Origin of the sequence: uncultured Campylobacter sp. (assembly GCF_938017615.1) — a bacterium.
GTDB lineage: Bacteria > Campylobacterota > Campylobacteria > Campylobacterales > Campylobacteraceae > Campylobacter_B.
Window position 1 is genome coordinate 1 of the sequence record NZ_CALIJA010000065.1, and the last position, 17,152, is coordinate 17,152.

General features: G+C 48.4%; 21 protein-coding genes and 1 pseudogene. 7 read left to right on the top strand and 15 right to left on the bottom strand.

All coding sequences use genetic code 11. From position 1 onward, the window contains the following. Nucleotides 1–12 precede the first annotated feature (12 nt). The 14 genes and pseudogenes from rplS to Q0620_RS02990 form a co-directional block, all read right to left on the bottom strand. On the bottom strand, nt 13–369 hold the full coding sequence (gene rplS / locus Q0620_RS02925) for a 50S ribosomal protein L19 (RefSeq protein ID WP_005873155.1): 357 nt from the start codon (nt 367–369) through the stop codon (nt 13–15). Beyond that, nucleotides 366–1,067 carry a tRNA (guanosine(37)-N1)-methyltransferase TrmD gene (gene trmD, locus Q0620_RS02930; RefSeq protein ID WP_298783142.1) on the bottom strand — a complete coding sequence of 234 codons (702 nt, stop codon included), beginning with the start codon at nt 1,065–1,067 and terminating at the stop codon, nt 366–368. The genes rplS and trmD overlap by 4 nt, the downstream gene beginning before the upstream one ends. Continuing rightward, entirely contained in the window at nt 1,064–1,594 is a 531-nt protein-coding gene (rimM, locus tag Q0620_RS02935; protein WP_298783143.1) for a ribosome maturation factor RimM, read from the bottom strand. The genes trmD and rimM overlap by 4 nt, the downstream gene beginning before the upstream one ends. Continuing rightward, nucleotides 1,587–1,829, bottom strand: coding sequence for a KH domain-containing protein (locus tag Q0620_RS02940; protein WP_005873158.1), 243 nt, complete (start codon nt 1,827–1,829; stop codon nt 1,587–1,589). Before Q0620_RS02940 ends, rimM begins: the two co-directional genes overlap by 8 nt. 1 nt (nt 1,830) lies before the next feature. Next, the gene (rpsP, locus tag Q0620_RS02945) at nt 1,831–2,061 is read right to left on the bottom strand and encodes a 30S ribosomal protein S16 (RefSeq protein WP_291939688.1); all 231 of its coding nucleotides are present in this window, start codon (nt 2,059–2,061) and stop codon (nt 1,831–1,833) included. Nucleotides 2,062–2,139: 78 nt separating this feature from the next. After that, a complete protein-coding gene (gene ffh, locus Q0620_RS02950; RefSeq protein WP_291939691.1) occupies nt 2,140–3,480 on the bottom strand; it encodes a signal recognition particle protein in 1,341 nt (446 codons plus the stop codon). 66 nt (nt 3,481–3,546) lie between these two features. Next, entirely contained in the window at nt 3,547–4,296 is a 750-nt protein-coding gene (locus tag Q0620_RS02955) for an RluA family pseudouridine synthase (RefSeq protein ID WP_298783144.1), read from the bottom strand. Next, complete coding sequence (locus Q0620_RS02960; protein ID WP_298783145.1) at nt 4,296–5,684, bottom strand: glycosyltransferase N-terminal domain-containing protein; 1,389 nt, start codon at nt 5,682–5,684, stop codon at nt 4,296–4,298. Before Q0620_RS02960 ends, Q0620_RS02955 begins: the two co-directional genes overlap by 1 nt. Continuing rightward, complete coding sequence (locus Q0620_RS02965) at nt 5,681–6,388, bottom strand: zinc ribbon domain-containing protein (protein ID WP_298783146.1); 708 nt, start codon at nt 6,386–6,388, stop codon at nt 5,681–5,683. The genes Q0620_RS02960 and Q0620_RS02965 overlap by 4 nt, the downstream gene beginning before the upstream one ends. A 9-nt stretch (nt 6,389–6,397) precedes the next feature. After that, nucleotides 6,398–7,120, bottom strand: a complete 723-nt coding sequence (locus Q0620_RS02970) for a Nif3-like dinuclear metal center hexameric protein (RefSeq protein ID WP_298783147.1) — start codon at nt 7,118–7,120, stop codon at nt 6,398–6,400. A 167-nt stretch (nt 7,121–7,287) separates the two neighbouring features. Further along, nucleotides 7,288–8,124, bottom strand: a pseudogene (gene glyQ, locus Q0620_RS02975) (glycine--tRNA ligase subunit alpha); the annotation flags it as partial. A gap of 33 nt (nt 8,125–8,157) precedes the next feature. After that, the gene (locus Q0620_RS02980; protein WP_298783148.1) at nt 8,158–8,628 is read right to left on the bottom strand and encodes a GyrI-like domain-containing protein; all 471 of its coding nucleotides are present in this window, start codon (nt 8,626–8,628) and stop codon (nt 8,158–8,160) included. Between the two features lie 3 nt (nt 8,629–8,631). After that, nucleotides 8,632–9,132: a 5-(carboxyamino)imidazole ribonucleotide mutase gene (gene purE, locus Q0620_RS02985; RefSeq protein ID WP_297880096.1), complete on the bottom strand. Its 501-nt coding sequence runs from the start codon at nt 9,130–9,132 to the stop codon at nt 8,632–8,634. Beyond that, nucleotides 9,129–10,391, bottom strand: a complete 1,263-nt coding sequence (locus Q0620_RS02990) for a peptidase U32 family protein (RefSeq protein WP_298783149.1) — start codon at nt 10,389–10,391, stop codon at nt 9,129–9,131. The genes purE and Q0620_RS02990 overlap by 4 nt, the downstream gene beginning before the upstream one ends. 71 nt (nt 10,392–10,462) lie before the next feature. Between Q0620_RS02990 and Q0620_RS02995 the strand changes: the two genes are divergently transcribed. The 7 genes from Q0620_RS02995 (at nt 10,463) to Q0620_RS03025 (ending at nt 16,442) form a co-directional block, all read left to right on the top strand. Continuing rightward, entirely contained in the window at nt 10,463–11,251 is a 789-nt protein-coding gene (locus Q0620_RS02995) for a histidinol-phosphatase (RefSeq protein WP_298783150.1), read from the top strand. 160 nt (nt 11,252–11,411) lie between these two features. Next, nucleotides 11,412–12,839: a type I glutamate--ammonia ligase gene (glnA, locus tag Q0620_RS03000; protein WP_298783151.1), complete on the top strand. Its 1,428-nt coding sequence runs from the start codon at nt 11,412–11,414 to the stop codon at nt 12,837–12,839. Nucleotides 12,840–12,967: 128 nt separating this feature from the next. Then, complete coding sequence (locus Q0620_RS03005; protein ID WP_298783152.1) at nt 12,968–14,221, top strand: ComEC/Rec2 family competence protein; 1,254 nt, start codon at nt 12,968–12,970, stop codon at nt 14,219–14,221. 79 nt (nt 14,222–14,300) lie between these two features. Beyond that, on the top strand, nt 14,301–14,591 hold the full coding sequence (locus Q0620_RS03010; protein ID WP_298104175.1) for a YciI family protein: 291 nt from the start codon (nt 14,301–14,303) through the stop codon (nt 14,589–14,591). A 174-nt stretch (nt 14,592–14,765) separates the two neighbouring features. Beyond that, entirely contained in the window at nt 14,766–15,047 is a 282-nt protein-coding gene (locus tag Q0620_RS03015; protein ID WP_298783153.1) for a GNAT family N-acetyltransferase, read from the top strand. A gap of 42 nt (nt 15,048–15,089) precedes the next feature. Further along, nucleotides 15,090–15,539 (top strand): GNAT family N-acetyltransferase, encoded by a 450-nt coding sequence (locus Q0620_RS03020; protein ID WP_298783155.1) that lies wholly within the window; start codon nt 15,090–15,092, stop codon nt 15,537–15,539. 15 nt (nt 15,540–15,554) lie between these two features. Further along, nucleotides 15,555–16,442, top strand: coding sequence for a hypothetical protein (locus Q0620_RS03025; RefSeq protein ID WP_298783154.1), 888 nt, complete (start codon nt 15,555–15,557; stop codon nt 16,440–16,442). A 252-nt stretch (nt 16,443–16,694) separates the two neighbouring features. On the opposite strand, the gene Q0620_RS03030 is transcribed toward Q0620_RS03025, so the two are convergent. After that, nucleotides 16,695–16,913: a hypothetical protein gene (locus tag Q0620_RS03030; protein ID WP_297922152.1), complete on the bottom strand. Its 219-nt coding sequence runs from the start codon at nt 16,911–16,913 to the stop codon at nt 16,695–16,697. Nucleotides 16,914–17,152 lie beyond the last annotated feature (239 nt).

Below are 17,152 nucleotides of genomic sequence, written 5' to 3' on the forward strand. Positions count from 1 at the left end.
AAATTTAAAGGATTATTTTCGAAGCTCTTTGATTTTAGCCGCCTTACCGCGTCTATCGCGTAGGTAAAATAGCTTCGCGCGGCGAACGCGTCCTTTTCTTAGAACCTCGATGCTTTCGATACTCTCGCTGTAGATCGGGAAAATTCTCTCCACGCCGACGCTATTAGCGCCAATCTTGCGAATGATAAAAGTCTCGCTGACGCCGTTTCCGCGGCGCGCAATGCAGGTACCTTCAAAATTTTGAATTCTGCTCTTATCGCCCTCTTTGATCCTGATGGCTACCTTTAAGGTGTCGCCGGCACGGAAATCAGGCACACTTTTGCTTGTGATCTGAGCGTCCTCAAACGCTTGGATATACTTGTTTTTCATAAATTTCCTTTATTTCTGGCGATTTTTTGGTACATATCCGGGCGGAAGAACCTCGTTTTGCATAGCGCCATTTGATTTTTTAAGCTGCGCATTTTAGCGTGATTACCCTTTAAAAACTCTGAAACTATAGGTAAATTTTCAAAAACATCAGGCTTTGTAAATGCAGGCGCCTCTAAAATTCCGCCTTCAAAGCTTTCTTCGACAAGCGAGCTTTCGTTACCTAAAACGCCCTTTATGTTGCGGCTTATCGCATCACACATACAAAGTGCGCCGAGCTCGCCGCCGGTAAGAACGAAATCGCCGATGCAAAAAATTTCATCTACATATCTTTCGACTATGCGCTCATCGATCCCCTCGTAGCGCCCGCAGATAAAGCATAGGCTCTCTTCGCCGCTTAGACGCTTGGCGTCGTTTTGATTAAATTTCTTACCGGCGGGCGAGAGGTAGATAAACTTGGCGTTTTTAAATTTAGCTCTTACCTGCTCGATCGTCCCGGCAAGCGGCTCCGTGCCGATCAAAAGCCCCGCGCCGCCGCCGATCATATAATCATCCACTTTTTTATACCGATTTGTCGTGAAATTTCGCGGGTTAAAAAAATGCGTAGAGATTATTTTCTTATCGACCGCGCGCTTTAAAATCGAGTCCTCAAAATACGGCGCGATGAGATTTTCAAACAGCGAAACGAAGATAAAATTCATGAGTTTTCCAAAATTGCGCGCGCATTTTGCGTAAAAATTTTACGCTCGCTAAGCGAAATTTCTTTCACATAGGCATCCACGTAGGGGATGAAAAATTCTTTCGGCAAAGCCTGCGAGATTAGGCTTTCATCCGTCTCTACCTCAAAAAGATAGCCGCTTCCGATCTGCGATATGTCCTTTACGCGCCCTAAAACCGCGCTGTCTTCGTAAATTTCAAGCCCGATAATATCGAAGTAAAAGAACTCGCCCTTTTGCAATTTGCAAAATTTCCGCGTGTCCTCTTTACTTCGGTAAAGGATTTGGTTAGTCAGGTTTGCCGCCGCTTCTACGCTTTCATAATCTTTAAAAATAGCGCTAGAATTTGCGCCGCTAAAGGATAGAATTTCTAAAATTTCGCCGTTTCGCAGATAAAATTTGGCGCCTTTTTTAAACTGAGAGGGGAAGTCGCTGCGATCGAAAATTTTAACCGCGCCCTTTAGACCGATAGTCCGACCGAGCTTCGCGACCTCTAAAAGATCATCAGGCATCTTTGGCTTTGACGGTAATTTTATAATTGATCGGATCTTTTGCTTTATAGCCGATGATGACGGTCTTTATGGCGTTTATCATTTTGCCGTCCTTGCCGATGAGTTTGCCGGTATCGGCCTTGTCGGCATAGACGATGATCTCGGTAAAGTTCTCACCGACCCGCTTTTGCGTAGAGACGGACTGCGGATAGTCGGCGATCAACTTTGCGTATTCTTTTATAAAATTTTCTACCATTTTATTTGCTTGTGATTTGAGCGACCCTATCGCTTAACTTCGCGCCTACGCTCTTCCAGTATGCCAAACGCTCCGCGTCGAATTTGATATTATCGCTCTGCTTTAACGGGTTATAAAAGCCGATCGTCTCGATAAAGCCGCCGTCGCGTCTTTTTCTGCTATCCGTTACCACGATGCGGTAAAAAGGCTGCTTCTTTCTTCCGATTCTTGTAAGCCTAACAACTGTTGCCATTTTTTCTCCTTAAATTTTTGTAAGTTTTAGAACTTGCAGATGGCTAAAACTTAAACATCTGCAAACTCTACCGAGAAATTATCTCGGTAAATTTTGCCTTTGAGCGATCGAGGCAAGCCCCTGCATGCCGCCCTTGCCCGAAAATTTCTTCGCAAGCTTCGAAGCGCCCGCGAACTGCTTTAAAAAGCGGTTCACCTCCACCTGCGAAAGCCCTGCGCCGGCAGCAAGTCTGCGCTTGCGCGAATTATTTAGCAGATCGGGATTTTCGCGCTCTTTCGGCGTCATTGAATTAATCATCGCTTTGATATGAAGTATCTCTTTGGAGTTTTCCAAATCGATATCTTTTATCTTATTCGCCATGCCGGAAAGCCCGGGGATCATACCGATTAAATTTTTCATATTGCCGAGCTTTTTCACGCTTTCGAGCTGATTTACAAAATCGTTAAAATTAAACTCGCCTTTTTTGATCTTTTTGTTTAAGGCCTTAGCTTCTCTTTCGTCGAAAACGGCGCTTGTTTTCTCGGCTAACGTCGCTAAATCGCCCTCGCCCATAATGCGACCGGTGATTCTATCGGGTATAAAGCCCTCCAGATCGGCCACCTTCTCGCCGGTTCCGATAAAGCGAAGCGGGATGCCAAGCTGCTGAGCGATACCAAGAGCTACGCCGCCTTTGGTATCTGCGTCAAATTTGCTTAAAATCACGCCCGTTAGGCCTAAAATTTCATCAAATTTAGCTGCCGTTTTAATGCCGTCTTGACCGCTCATGGCGTCCGCTACGTAAAAAATTTCATGCGGATTTAGGGTCTTTTTCATCTCTGCAAGCTGCGCCATTAGCGCCTCATCGATCGCAAGACGTCCCGCCGTATCTACGAGCAGTACGTCATAAAGCCCGCTCTTAGCCTTGCTTAGCGCTTTTTCCGCAACCTTTAGCGGATCGCTCTCGCCCTCGATAAAAAACAGCTCAATCTCGTTCGCCTCGCAAAGCTGGCGGAGCTGTTCGACCGCGGCTAGGCGCTGCAAGTCGCATGCTGCGACCAAGACCTTTTTTTTACGAAGTTTCAGATAGTTCGCGAGTTTTATCGTGCTTGTGGATTTTCCGCTTCCTTGAAGTCCCGTCATCAAAGCTACCGTAGGGGGCGTGCTAGCGAATACAAACCCCTGGCTGCTGCCTCTAGGCGCCGTTAAAATTTTAGTCAAATTTGTCTTGATGGACTGCAAAAACGGCTTCTGTCCTATCGTACCGATACGAAGATCGGCTTCGACGAGCGCCAAAAAATCCTTTACGACTTTGTGGTGCACGTCGGCCTTTAAAAGCGCTTTTTTTAGCGTCTCCAAGGCGTTTTTTAAAGCTTTTTCGTCATCGATTGTTTTTAATTTATTGACCGCGTTTTTAAACGACTCGCTTATGATCTCAAACACTTTGATCCCTTATAAAATTTTTAAACTTGCGATGTTACCTAAAATTAACTTAAAAGCCATTGAATATCAGAGATCCTTAGGAATTTCAAAGCCGAATTCGTTGAAGCTTTTATCTAGCGGAGCTTTAAATTTTAGCCCCAAAATCTCGGTCTCGTACGAGTGCAGAAACATCCGCTTAGCGCGGCTTTTAGCGTATTTTTCATCACCTATTACGCCAAATCCCGCATTTGCCAGATGCACGCGGATCTGATGCGTCCTGCCGGTCTCGATCCGCACTTTTACGAGTGATTTTTTGCCGCTTATCATCAGCGGATAAACCTCGCTAAATGCGCTCTTGCCGTTTGGCGAAATTTTAGAAAACGCGCCGCTTCTGGTCTTTATCGTCAAAATCGGCTCGTCAAATTTCATCTCTTCGCTCACGATCCCTTTAACGATTGCGATATAGCTTTTTTTCACGCGCAAATTTTTAAATTCCGCAATCGCCGCTTCGCGGAATTCTTCGTTTTTGTACAGCAGCACGACGCCGCTAGTCTCCTTATCCAGGCGGTTTAGAAGCCCGAATTTGTAGATTTTTTCTAAATTTTCGCTGCTCATAAAGGGCGGCTTATTGACCGCCAAAACGTTCTCATCCTCGTAAATGATCGCGGGTTTTGCGGGCTTCATCACGCTAAATTTAGTATTTTCGCCGAGCATCTCGCGCGCTAGAGCGATCTTTGCGCCGCGCGCGCTCACAAGCCCCGCGTCGATGAGAGCCTTGGCTTCGTTGTGCGAGATATTTTCCTGCGCCGCCAGCAGTTTGTAGGCTTTTTCTTGCATTAAATTCTTTCCTTGATTAAATTTTCTATCTCTTGCAGATCGCAAATTTTATCTATACGCGTGCTCTTTAGCGGCTCTTTTAAAGCGTTTGAAATTTCGTTCGCGTCGCACAGAGCGATGTTTTGTACGAGCGCGTACAGCGCCTTTTGATTATGAAAAAATTGCCCGCTGATGATCGGCACACTGAAGCTCGCCGCCTCGATCGGGCTATGTCCGCCGATCTTTGGCAAAAAGCTGCCGCCCAAGATCACGACGTTTGAAATTTTATAAAAGTTCGCCAGCTCGCCGAAGGCATCGAGCAAGATAAAATCGCTCCGAAGCCCCGCGCTGTCGCTAAACCGCTCAAAGCTAAGCCCATGCTCGCGCGCCCAAATCTCACAAATTTCACGTACCTTTTCAAAGCGCTCCGGATGTCTCGGCGCCAGGATGATTTTTAGCTTTTGCGGCGCGGCAGTCGAGGCCGCCGTATTCAGTGCAGCAAAATTTAAAGACGCACCGTTTAAAGGCGCCGTATTCGGCACGGCGGACGAAGCGTCGCTTGAGCTCGCCGCATCCAAAGAAGCTGCGTTTAAATTTACCGGCTCAAGCGAGCTCGTCTCTCCGTGAAGCTCAGCTCCAGGCAAGCTTTTATCGCAGCGGGTACCCGCTGCGTATGGGTATTTTTCGAGAGCATTCTGCGAGCTGCGAAATTTTATAAAATCGTTTAAATTCGATAAAATAAGCTCCTCTTCGCCCTCGTGAGTGTTTGAGATCGTAAGCACAAAGCTATTTGCAGCCGCGGCGGAATAGTCTTTCGTCGCAACGACGATATTCGCGCTTTTCACGTTGCCCGCGACCTTTATATTTTTTGCGCCGAGCTCCCGTAGCCGCGCCGCATCAAGCTCGCTTTGCGCAAGCACCAGATCGATATTTTCAAACGCTTTGCGATAATAAAGCTTAAAGCGCATATAGCTCGCGTACGAGCGGTCGCTTATGCGCGCATTTAGCAGGATCACGTAGCTTCCGCGCGCCTTAGCCGAACGGATCAAATTTAGCCACAGCTCCGCTTCGAAAATCACCAGCACGCGGTTGCCCGTAAGCCAAAACGGAAGCCAGTTTTCAAACGGCAGGTAGCGAGAGTTCGGCGTGAGCGCACGCGCAGCACCAAAGCCCGTCTGCGTGGTCGTGCTAAGCGCGACGCTCTCAAATTTAGAAATTAGCGGCGCAAGAGCGTTTACCTCGCCCAAGCTGCAAGCGTGAAAATGCACCGCAGCGGGGTTAAATTTAGGGTTTTTGTATAGAAAAAATCGCGCCTTCAGGCTCGTGCGGTATTTTTTTTTAAAGCTTAGGATAAAAATAAAAGGCGCAGCTGCAAGCCACGCCAAAAACGCCAAGGCGGTGTAGATCACTCGGCTTCTTTATATAAAATTCTGCCGCAATACGGGCAGGTTACGATGTCGTCGCTTTTGATGACCGCAGAATAGGTCTTATCGCTTATACGCATAAAGCAGCCGTAGCAGGCCTGTTTGCGCACCGGCGAGACCGCCGTATTGCCCGCCCACTTGCGGATCTTTTCGTAGAATGAAACTGTTTTTGGATTCATCGCCTGCATTAGCTTATCTCGCTTGGCGTAGATCCCGCCGCGTGCGACCTCGACCTCGCCCATCTCGGCGCTTACCTGCTCTTGCAAGCTTTTTAGCTCGGCTTCAAACGCCTCTTGCTTTTCGCTCTGCTCTTTTACGAGCGCTTCCTTTGAGGCTACGATCTTTTCTAGCCTTTCGATCTCCTCGTTTGTGGCTTCGAGCTGCTCTTTTGCGATATCCTCTTCGACGCTAAGGGCCTTGATCTCCTTTTCGGTCTTTGCCGCGCCGCTTTTTTTGCCCGTGCTTTTTAGCTTAGACGAAAAAGCGCTAAGTTGCGCGTTTGCTTGTAAAATTTGAGATTTTAGCTCGGCGATCTCCGCATTTAGAGTTTCGATCTGTTCTTTTGCGCCTGAAATTTCGCCGCTTTTTTTGCTTAGTTTCTCCTGTGCGGCCTCGATTTTAGGCTTAAATCCGTCCAGCTGCTTATCGAATTCGCAAAGCTGCACCAATTGGCTTAAATATTTGTTCATCTTTTTCCTTTAATAATACGTAAATGGATTTTTTTGCTCGCTTATTATAACTTCAATTTCGCTTTTTTGCAAGAAAGGTGCGAGCGCGCGCCCAAAATAGCGCTCACTTTCAAAATGATTTATGTCGATCAAACTCACGCCATTTTCTAAATTTTGAAGCGCCGTGTGATATTTTATATCGCCCGTGATGAAGCAATCCACGCCCAAGCTTTGATTTAGTTCGCTTCCGCTGCCGGTGCAAAGCGCGATATTTTGGATGAAATTTTTCGTCTTTACGGCGCGCAGATGCTCGATACCAAGCTTGCGCTTTATCTGTGCGCACAGAGCCTCAAAGCTCAAATCCGCGCGCATGAAAACCAAAAATTCCCGCTCATCCATAATTTCAAATTTTAAAATTTCGCGCGCTACGAACCCGTTTAAAACGTGCTTGTCAAAGTTCGTATGCATCGCGATGAGAGAGATGTTTTTGCGGATCATCTCATAGATCAAATTTGCAGGATAGAGCCGCGGATCAAGCGATTTTAGCGGACTGAAAATCAGAGGGTGGTGTACCAAGAAAAGCGAGCCCGCCTCCGCCTCGCGCACAAGCTCGCTAGTAACGTCTAGGCTTAGATAGATTTTTGAAATTTCATCATCCAAGTTTCCGAGCATTAGCCCGCTATTATCCCACGCCTCTGCGTCGCAAAAGGGCGCGGCGGCGTTTAAAATTTCATAAATTTCGCCCGTTTTCATAAATTTTACTTTGCGCTTTTATCTATTTTATTTGCAGAATTTTGCTTGCCGTGGGCGTTTTTTAAATTTACGCTCGCGGAATTTGCGTCCGCCGCGCCGCCGTCTTTACTGCCTTTTTTATCGCTGCATGCCGTGCCGCAAAGCTCGGCGACATATTTTTGCGGATCTGCATAGCAAAGCGCGCAGTTTTTGGCAAGATCGCGGATCTTTAAAATATAATCCTGCCTCTGCGTGACCGAGATCGCTCCGCGCGCGTCAAGGACGTTGAACGTGTGCGCCGCGAGCATGCAGTAATCATACGCAGGAAGCGCCAGGCCGTGCTTTAGGATACTTTTGCACTCGCCGAAGCAGTTTTCAAACTGATTAAAAAGCATCGCGGTATCCGCAAGCTCGAAGTTGTATTTGCTAAACTCGAACTCGCCCCTTTTATGCACGTCGCCGTAGGTCACGAGCCCCGCCTTATCGTCCCAGACGATGTCGTAAACGTCGTCTTTGTTTTGCAGATACATCGCCAAGCGCTCAAGCCCGTAGGTGATTTCGCCGCTTATGAGCTCGCACGTGATGCCGCCTACCTGCTGAAAATATGTAAACTGCGTCACCTCCATGCCATCCAGCCAAACCTCCCAGCCAAGCCCCCAGGCCCCCAGCGTCGGGCTCTCCCAGTTGTCTTCTACGAAGCGGATATCGTGGCTTTTAAGATCGAGCCCGAGCTTTTCCAGGCTTTTTAGATAGAGCTCTTGGATATTATCCGGGCTCGGTTTTAAGATCACCTGAAACTGATAATACGCGCCCAAGCGGTTTGGGTTTTCGCCGTAGCGCCCGTCTGTGGGGCGACGCGAGGGTGCTACGTATGCCGCGCGCCAAGGTTTGCCTCCTAAGCTGCGCAAAAAGGTAGCCTGATGATAGGTGCCTGCGCCTGCGGGCATATCGTAGGGCTGAACGAGCAAGCAACCCTGCTCGTGCCAGTAGTTTTGAAGCGTCAAAATAATCTGTGAAAACGTCATTTTTATCCTTTTATCGATATGTAAATTTAAATTTTATCTTCCAAAGCGCTTTTCAAAGTCCGTTTGAAAAGCGCTTTGAAGCTTCGAACTTTCAAAAAATTTCCAAATTTCAGCCCAGTATTCGCCAGCTCTCGTAGGCTCGTTCGCAAAATCAAAAACCGCGTAATCACCCACTTCAATACGTAATTTATCGCAGGTTTCATCGCGCTCATTTTTGCAGCACTGATTTGCAGATTCGCAAGCTTCGTCGTGGCTTTCTTTATGGTGTTCCTCCTTCGAGCAAGTGCCTATTAGCACGGAGTATTCGCCATGCGCGCCGTTTTCATAGTCGTAATACGCAGCATAAATTTCGTTTTTCGTGGCGCTGCTTCTGCTAGCGTTAAATTTTAAAAACTCGCCCCACAAATTTGCGATCACCCCTCGCCCGCTCATCTCATCTGCGTTATTCGTGCGAGCCTTTAGCCCACAAATTTCAAAGCCTTCGCGCAATTTTAAAATTTTCAAAGTTTAGCCCTCAAGCAGCACTTCGATCTGCTCGGAGTCCTTTTTCAGCGCCTCCGCTTTTGCCGCGCGATCCGCCTTTAGCTTCGAGCTTAGCACCTCGTCGCTTAGGGCTAAAATTTGCACCGCTAGATACGCCGCGTTTTTTGCGCCCGCCTTGCCGATCGCAAGCGTCGCGACGGGGATACCCGCAGGCATCTGCACGGTCGAATACAGCGCATCTACGCCGCTAAGCGCGCTGCCGCCGAGCGGAACGCCGAGCACCGGCTTGGTCGTATTCGCAGCGACCGCTCCAGCAAGATGCGCCGCCATGCCCGCCGCGCAGATGAAAACCTGCGCGCCCTTTTTCTCGGCATCCGCGACGTATTTAGCCGTGCGGGCGGGGCTTCTGTGCGCCGAAGAAACGATCATCTCGTACGCCACGCCGAATTCGTTTAAAATTTTAGCCGCCTCGTAAACGACCTCGTAATCGCTCTTTGAGCCCATTATTATAGAAACAAATTTCATTCTATCTCCTTTCTTAAAAAGCAAAACTCCGCGAGCTTCGCGGGCAGCTTAATCTCATTTAAATTGCCGCTGTGAATCTCGCTAAATTCCTTACCGCTACGGCTTTGCAGCCTCTTAAATTTTAAATATGGCTTGCCGTCAAGCTCAAAAATTTCGCCGATCTCATTATCGCAAGCGCAAATTTCAAAGCCGCGCGGAGCGAAAATTTCATACGAAACGCCTGGCAAAATTTTATCTTTGACGCTTATAAACTCGCCGTCTTCGCTGATAGCGCAGACCTGATGCGTGCCAAGCTCAATACTGCGGTCTAAATTCTGCGTATCCTCTCGCTCGTATGGTCGCTTTATCAAATATCCGTCGCTAAAGCCGCGGTTTTTAAGCGTCGCGATCTCGCGCTCGTAAACGCCGGCCTCAAATTTATCGCTCGCGGCATCGTCGATCGCCGCGCGGTAGGCATTTGTAGCGCATGCGACGTAGTATTCGCTCTTGGTGCGCCCTTCGATTTTGAAGCTGTCGATCGCGCCCGTTTGCATGATCTTTTGCACGTGCGAAATGAGGCTAAGATCCTTCGCGTTCATTACGAAAGTCCCCTCCCCTTCGCGCTCTTGCAAGCGAAAAAGCGCGCTGGTTTCGGAATTTTTCGCGTAAAGCTCATAGTTAAATCTGCAGTCGTTCGCGCAGCTTCCGCGGTTGCTGAAGCGCCCGCTTTGCACCGCGCTAACAAGACAGCGCCCGCTGTATGCGAAACACATCGAGCCGTGCACGAAAATTTCAATCTGCAAATTTGGAATTTTATCCTTGATCTCTACGGCGTCTTTGAGCGTCATTTCGCGCGCCGCGACAATGCGTACGGCGCCCAGCTCCGCCCAAACCTGCGCATCCAGATAATTTAGCACGTTGGCTTGGGTAGAGACGTGAATCGGGATTTGCGGCGCTACGGCTCGCGCAAGGCTCGCGACGCCTGGGGTGGCGATTAAAATTCCATCCACGCGCAGATCGCGAAGAAATTCCAAATGCCTTTTGATGTTTCCTAGCTGGCCGTTGGTCGCAAAGCCGTTTACGGTCGCATAGAGCTTCTTGCCGCGCTCGTGCGCGTACGCGACGCCCTGCGCGAAGCTTTCTTTGCTAAATTCCTTCGCGCTTCGCTGGCGCAGCGAAAATGAGCCGGTGCTTGCATACACGGCGTCCGCGCCGTAAGCCAGGGCGATTTTTAGTTTCGTTAAATTCCCAGCAGGAGCTAAGAGTTCGGGTTTTTTCAAATACATTCCTAGTGATTTTTTAAGCGCGATTTTACTACAATTTAGCCAAAATTTTATTTAAGGAGCAGTTGATGCGAGCCGATCTACACAACCACACCTATCTTTGCAACCACGCTAACGGCGAGCCGCGACAGTATTTGGAAGCAGCGATCGCACGAGGCATAGAAATTTTCGGCTTTGCGGATCATGCGCCGATGAACTTCGATCAAAAATACCGAATGAGCTTCGAGCAGATGGAGCTTTACGAGCGGATGATTAGGGATCTGCGAGATGAGTTTAGCGGGCGGATCGATGTGCGACTAGGATACGAGGTCGATTTTATGACGAAAAAAGAGCTAATGGATGAGCGGATTTTCGCGCGCGAGGTTGATTATCTCATCGGCTCGGTGCATTTTTTAAACAACTGGGGCTTTGATAACGAGGAATTTTTAGATCAATGGAGCGGGCGCGAAATAGACGACGTTTATCGAGAATACTTTGCGCTGATCTGCGCGCTGTGCAAAAGCGGCAAATTCGACATTCTAGGGCATATGGATCTGATTAAAATTTTTAAATTTACTCCGAAAAAAGATATTAGAGTTTTAGCTGGCGGCGCGATAAACGCGATCAAAAAAAGCGGCATCGTCGTGGAGCTAAACTCCGCGGGGCTTCGCAAGCCCGCGAATGAAATTTATCCAAGCGACGCGCTTTTGGCTATGCTAGCGGATGCAGACGTGCCGATCACGCTTAGCTCGGATGCGCACTCGGTTGCCCAAGTAGCGCTAAACTACGATAAAATTTACGCCAAAGCGCGCGAGTTCGGCTACGAGCGGATCGCAGTTTTCAAAAATCGCGAGCGGCAGTTCGTAAATCTGGCGTAAATTTTAACGGCAGCCGCTTTTAAATTTAAAAAGGCGCGGCGCCGCAAATTTTAAAAATCGCGGCGCGCAAAACGGCGCAGATAAAGTCGAATTTCAACTAAATAATGTTAAAATCCGCCGTTAAATTTAGCCCGAATACGGGCGGAAAAAAGGAAAAAATATGGGAAAATTTGTTAATGACGTGAAGGAATTTTTTAAATTTTGCGATGAAAACGAGGTCGAGTTCGTGGATTTTAGATTTACCGATCTAAAAGGTACCTGGCACCACGTCGCTTACAACTACAAGCGCTTGCCGAAGGATTTCGCCGACGGAATTCCATTTGACGCTAGCTCGGTAGCGGCGTGGCAGCCGATCGATAAATCCGATATGATGCTAAAGCCCGACGTGGAGACGGCGTTTTTGGATCCATTTACCGCGGACGTGACGATCATCGTCATCTGCGACGTTTACGATATCTATAAAAACGAGCTTTACGAAAAATGCCCGCGCTCGATCGCTAAAAAAGCCGAGCAGTTTCTACAAACCACGGGGCTTGGAGATACCTGCTATTTCGGGCCGGAGAATGAGTTTTTCGTTTTCGACGACGTAAAGATCATCGACGATATGAACTGCGCGATGTTTAAGGTAGATACCGAAGAGGGGCATTGGAACAGTGGTAAAAATTACAAAGACGGCTTTAACAGCGGCCACCGCCCGGGCGTAAAGGGCGGCTACTTCCCCGTCCAACCAGTCGATTCGATGGTCGATCTGCGCGCCGAAATGCTAAAGGTGCTTGAACAGATCGGGCTTGAGACCTTCATCTGCCACCACGAAGTAGCACAAGGACAGGGCGAGATCGGCGTTAAATACGGCACTCTCGTCGAGGCTGCCGACAACGTGCAAAAATACAAATACGTAGTAAAGATGGTCGCGCACCTAAACGGCAAGACCGCGACTTTTATGCCAAAGCCGCTCTACGGCGATAACGGCAGCGGAATGCACGTGCACCAATCGATCTGGAAAAAGGGCAAAAATACCTTTTACAAAAAGGGCAACTACGCAAATTTAAGCGACGCGGCAAGATGGTATATCGGCGGCGTGCTAAAGCATGCGCGCAGCGTCGCGGCGTTTACGAACCCGAGCACCAACAGCTACAAGCGCCTGATCCCGGGCTTTGAGGCGCCGTCCATTCTAACTTATTCGAGCCAAAACCGCTCCGCTTCGATCCGCATCCCTTACGGCAGCGGCGAGCACTCGGTGCGCGCGGAGATGCGCTTCCCCGATAGCACTGCGTGCCCGTATTTGGCATTTGCAGCGATGCTGATGGCGGGAATCGACGGTATCAAAAACAAAACCGAACCGGTGGGGCCGATGGATGAGAATTTATTCAAGCTGCACCTGGATGAGATCCGCGAACGCGGCATCGAGCAGCTTCCGCACACGCTTCGCGGCAGCCTAGAGGCGGTGATCCGCGATAATGAGTATCTGCGCCCAATAATGAGCGAGCTTTTTATCGAAACCTATCAGCATTTTAAATTTGAAACTCAGGTTTGGCCTTACGAGGCGCGCCCTACGCCGTTTGAGTTTGCGACGAATTATTCGTGCTAAGGCTAAATTTTATGCCGCACTGCCGGAAAATTCCACTGGGCGATGCGGCATAGAGCCTTGGAATTTTAAAATTTCGCCGAGTGCGAACTTTTAAAATTCTACCGCATGCGCGAACTTAAATACCGCCCGTGAAGCTTCAACTCTTTTACCGTAAACGTGAAATTTTATACTTTCTGCTCATTTTACTTGGAATTTTATCGATAAACCTAGGCGTGAAATTTTATGAGCTCAAAGAATTCCGCGCGAAAAACTACGCTTTTTACGACGCGCAACTTTTAAACGCCTACGCCAAAACGAACGAGCGCGGCCGCACCTACACGGTGCTAAAGCTCAAAACGGCGGATTTTACCCTCTACACGACTGCCGGGCTCGGGCGGGAATTTCACCGCTTCGCGCGCGTAAATATCGGCATCGTAACGAAAAACGTAAAATTTTTAGATTTTTTAAAGCAGCGCTTTTACGCGCCAAATTTTAAAATTTCAGCCGAGACCGCGCCCTCTGGGGCAAAATGGTGCGCGATAAGCTTCGTTCGCGCCCAACACGAAGATGAGATGACGGCGGATCTTTACTCCGCGCTGTATTTTGCGACCGAAATTTCAAAACCGCTGCGCGCCAGCGTGACGAACTGGGGTATAGCGCACATCATCTCGATCAGCGGCTTTCATCTGGGCATTATCTTTAGCACGGTCTTTCTGCTTGCAATGCCGATCTACCGCTATTTTCAGGATCGCTATTTTCCGTACCGCAGCGCTAAGCGCGATCTTAGCGTCTTTGTGATCGTGCTAATGAGCGGATATCTCTTCGTGCTTGATTTTACGCCGAGCTTTCTGCGCTCGCTTGCGATGTGCTGCGTGGGATTTTACCTAGCGATGCGAAATTTCTACGTACTTAAATTTACGAATCTCTTCTTAACGATCGCGCTTCTACTTGCGTTTTTCCCGCACTTAGCCTTTTCGATCGGATTTTATTTCTCCTGCCTCGGCGTACTGTATATTTTCCTCTACCTGCACCATTTCGCACCTAAATTTAAGCTCTGGCAAAACGTCATACTTTTCAATCTCTACGTTTGGCTCAGCATGAACGTAGCGGTCTATTATTTCTTCCCGACCGCTTCGCTGCAGCAGCTTAGCGTAATGCCGCTAGGATACGTGTTTGTAATCTTTTATCCGCTAAGCATCTTTTTGCATCTATTCGGGCTCGGCGGCGCGCTCGATACGCCGCTGCTTGCGTTTTTAAACTTTGCGCTGCCGAGCTTTCAGGCGCAAATTCCGCCGCTTCTTTTAGCGCTCGCAAACATCTGCGCGCTTGCTGCGATAAAGCTTCGCTACGCAGCAGTTGCATGCGCGATAATCGGAATTTCGCCGATATTTTTTATAACGTAGCGCGCGAAAATTCCAGCGGGAATTTTATCCGTTGGAATTTTATGCTAAAATCGCGCTTCAAATCTCACAAAGGATCAAAATGTTTATTGCAAACCTCACTTACGTTAAAGAAATTAGCGAAATCGATCGCTTCATCAACGAGCACAACGCGTTTTTAGACCGATTTTATGCGGCGGATAAATTTATCTGCTCGGGGCGCAAAGTCCCTCGCACCGGCGGCATCATCTTAATCAACGCCAAAGACCGCGCGGAGCTTGATGAGATCATCGCGCAAGATCCGTTCTTTCAAAACGGCGTCGCAAAATACGAGATCATAGAATTTACGCCGACGAAATTTGCGCCCGAGTTTTGGCGACTTTTCGGCGAATAGAGGGCTTGCGCGGGTTAAATTTTAAAATTTACGCGCTCAAACACGCCTCTGAAATTTAGCCGTTTTGCGCGTGAGATAAAATTCCCGCTAAATTTAAAAGCTGGTCGCGGCGGTAAATTTAGATAAGCTTAAAACTGAAATTATGCAAAAACGGCTAAATTTAAAGGAGATTTTATGCGGATAAAACTGCGGCTCGCAACGCCACAAGATGCGGAGGCACTGCTTGAAATTTACGCGCCTTACGTAAAGCAAACGGCGATCAGCTTCGAATACGACGTGCCCGGCGCCGCGGAATTTGCGGAGCGCATCGAACAGACGCTGCAAAGATACCACTATCTGCTCGCTTACGTAAGCGACGAGGCGGCAGGCGCAAACGATGAGCGAGATGAAAATTTTAAAATTTCCGCAAGCGCGGCTGGCGCAGAGAGTGAAATTTCGCCCGCAGACGAAGCGTGAGATCGCACAAGCGCCGCGACGAAACGAAACGGTGCAAATTTAATCGTCGCTGCAAAACAAAGCGGCGCAAATTTAAAACCGGGCCAAATCCTCGGCTACGCCTACGCTTCGGCTTTCAAAGAGCGAGCGGCATATGATTGGTCGACGGAAAGCTCCGTTTATGTATCGCAAAACGCGCACGCTTTTGGTATCGGCAGGCTGCTCTACGAAGCGCTAGAGCGCACGCTCAGAGCTCAAAACATCGCAAACATGAACGCTTGCATCGCTTGCGGGGATGACGAATATCTAAACGACGCGAGCGTGCGATTTCACGAGCGCATGGGCTTTCGCTTCGTCGGAAGATTCGAGCGCTGCGCCTATAAATTCGGCCGCTGGTACGATATGGCGTGGATGCAAAAGCCCATCGGCGAGCATCTGCAAAACCAGCCCGCGATGAAGCCTTTCGCGCACTTTAGAGATGAAATTTGCGCGAGCGCGGGCATTGAAATTTAATTTAAAGGAAAAACTTTGACGCACTTTATCATAGACGACGAAAATATCGACGTCGATAATATCTTCGACGTCGTAAATCTCAAAGAGGGCGATGAACTAAATATCGTCTCCAACACCGCCAAAAAAATTGGCGCCTTAACCCTTGCGCGCCTATCGAAGATGGGCGTTAGCATAGGCGAGGTTTTTACGATCGGCAAGCAAAGAAAGGACTTCGCCGATAAGATCATCGTGTTTTTGATGGGCAAGCTCTGCGGGCAGGAGGGCAAGATCGGCATCGTCAGCAACGATAAATTTTACGACGACGTGATAGAATTTTTTAACAATCTAAACTACCGCAAAAATCCGAAATTTGAAAAGATCAGCCTAGTCTCGCATGCCTTAGGAGCAGGCGCGAAGCAAGGCAAAACAAGCGGCGCGGCAGAGAAAAAAGCCCAAAAAGCGGAACCGAAAGCTACTAAGCAGGAGTCAAAACCTCAAAAGCAAGGGACAAAAGCCTCGAAAAAGGAGCCCAAAACCGCAAAGCAGGAGCCGAAGGCTTCACAACAGGAACAAAAGGCCGCAAATTCTAAAATCGCCGAAGCAGAGCTTGTCGCGGCGGAGGCGCTGATACCCCAGTGCGTAAGCCTGCAAGCCCTCTATGCCGCGTGCGTCGCAAAGCTCGGCAGAGCCAAAGGCTGCGAGGCCTACCGCGAGATCAAGGACGGCGCGCGAGCAAGGTACGCGAACATCACCTACGATAGCGACCTAAAAGACGGCGCCGTAAGGCGAAATGCGATCAAGCTCTACCGCGAAAGCGGCGGCGATATGGCGGAATTTCACAATAAGCTGACGAGCGAATACAAACACGCGGGCCCTGAAATTTATAAAGAATTTAAAGAAAAACTTGTCGGAAAGATGATCTAGGCGACTCGGGCGCAAGGATTTAAGGCGCAGCGATAGAGCGCATCGCGACGTAGCGGCTAAAGCACGGCCTAGCGGCGTTAGATGTATCGTTACGGCCTGCTATGATGCAGCGCAACCAAAATGAAAATATTCGCTTGCGCGGAGTCGGTTTTATTTTCGCTGTATATAACCAAGCAAAGCCCAGGCGCTTAGGTATAGTAGCAGAGTAAAGACATATAGGATAAATTTCATTCTACTAAGTCTAATCCGAGTCTAATCATAATTAAAGCTATATGGCTTGTAGCCGAAAATATGCAAGGTCTTCAAAGCGAGCTCCCTGACCTCTATCCAGGATTTGTTCTGATATACTAGATAATCGTAAGTATCTCCCTCTAGCAAGCTTTGATCTTTAAAGTATCTATCTATGAGCTCCATAAGCTCTCTTAACGCATCCCTCTCGTATGGCAGGAAGCAAAATTCAAATTGCTCCAATAAAGCGTTCTTGCATTCGGTATATAAAAATTCTACCATCTCCGATGGGCTTTCGTAATATTCAACCGCAGGATGCACTAAATGATCAACTTGATATTCCAAAGAAGCCATACGGCATAGATTAACCATAAGCCCGCTTTTCCTAAATATCTCTTTTCCGTTAATTCGCATTTGGGTTTCCTTTTATTGGGATGTGGGTTTGCGCACATTATATCGTAATATATTTTTAAAATTCTCGC